The 1,201-nt window shown below is 56.4% G+C and carries 1 protein-coding gene; it reads left to right on the top strand.

Going from position 1 to position 1,201, the window contains the following annotated elements:
• Positions 1–126: 126 nt before the first annotated feature.
• A partial coding sequence (locus P7F28_RS09280) for a beta-propeller fold lactonase family protein (protein ID WP_277184216.1) occupies positions 127–1,201 on the top strand: 1,075 nt, incomplete at its 3' end.

A 1,201-nucleotide genomic window follows, 5' to 3' on the forward strand; every position in this document is an offset into this window, starting at 1 on the left:
ATGGCACGTCAATCCCGATGTTCACACCGTCTTCGTAAGAATGCTTCTGCGCACGCAGCCGTTCCGGTCCCCTGCTGAGACCGACGGCTGACAAACAACCGAGCGATTCAAATTCTTGGAGGAGACATGACAGGGAAGGTGTTCTTGTATAGCGCCGTCGACAACGTCCTGACCCAATACCAGGTCGACGTTGATTCGGGCGTTCTCGAGAGAAGATACAGCATCCATGCTCGTGCGAAAATTCAGTATGCGTGGCCTCATCCGTCGCGACAGTACCTCTACGTAACGACCAGCAACGGTGGCCCGAGGGTCAAGTCGGACTGCAACCACGTCAGTGCGTTCGCCATCGGGCCAGACGGGGCCCTGACGCAGCACGGTAATCCGCAGCCACTCGACCGGCGCGCGGTCCACATGTGCGTCGACCCGACTGGACAGTTTATCTTGAACGCGCACAATCATCCGATGAGCGGCATAACCGTTCATAGCATCAACTCGGACGGGACCATAGGCAAGGCGGTTGAGCAACCGCACTGTCTCGACTATGGAATCTATCCTCACCAGGTGATGACATTTCCATCCGGAGTTGCGGCACTCATTGTCGACCGAGGGAACAAACCACAGGGCGACAAGCCCGAGGATCCCGGCGCTCTTCGCTCGTTCAAAATGCGCAATGGTGTGCTTGATGTCGGAGACGTCGTTGCGCCATGGGGGGGCTATGGGTTCGGGCCACGGCATGTTGACTTCCACCCGTCCAAGCCATGGCTTTACGCTTCCGACGAGCGTATGAACCGTCTATATATGTTCCGCATCATTGACGGTTGTATCGAACAAGAACCAGCTTACACACAAGACACGCTCGCAGACTCCAAAAGCGTCGCTGCGCGGCAAATTGCCGGCCCGATCCACGTTCACCCGTCCGGTCGATACGTTTATGTCGCCAATCGCGCCGACCACTCAATCGAAAAAGATGGTCAAAAGGTCTTTGCGGGCGGAGAAAACAATATTGCGGTGTATGCGCTTGATCAAGAGACCGGCGAACCGCAACTCATGCAACATGCCGATACGCATTCCTTTCACGTCCGGACCTTCGCTTGTGACCCAAGCGGCTCGTTGCTCGTGACAGCGAGCATCAAGGCTCTGTCCGTCGAGGATGGTACAGGACTTAAAGAGGTCCCTGCAGCTCTGAGCGTTTTCCGGATAG

Origin of the sequence: Caballeronia sp. BR00000012568055 (assembly GCF_029439455.1) — a bacterium.
In the GTDB taxonomy this organism is placed as follows: Bacteria; Pseudomonadota; Gammaproteobacteria; order Burkholderiales; family Burkholderiaceae; genus Caballeronia.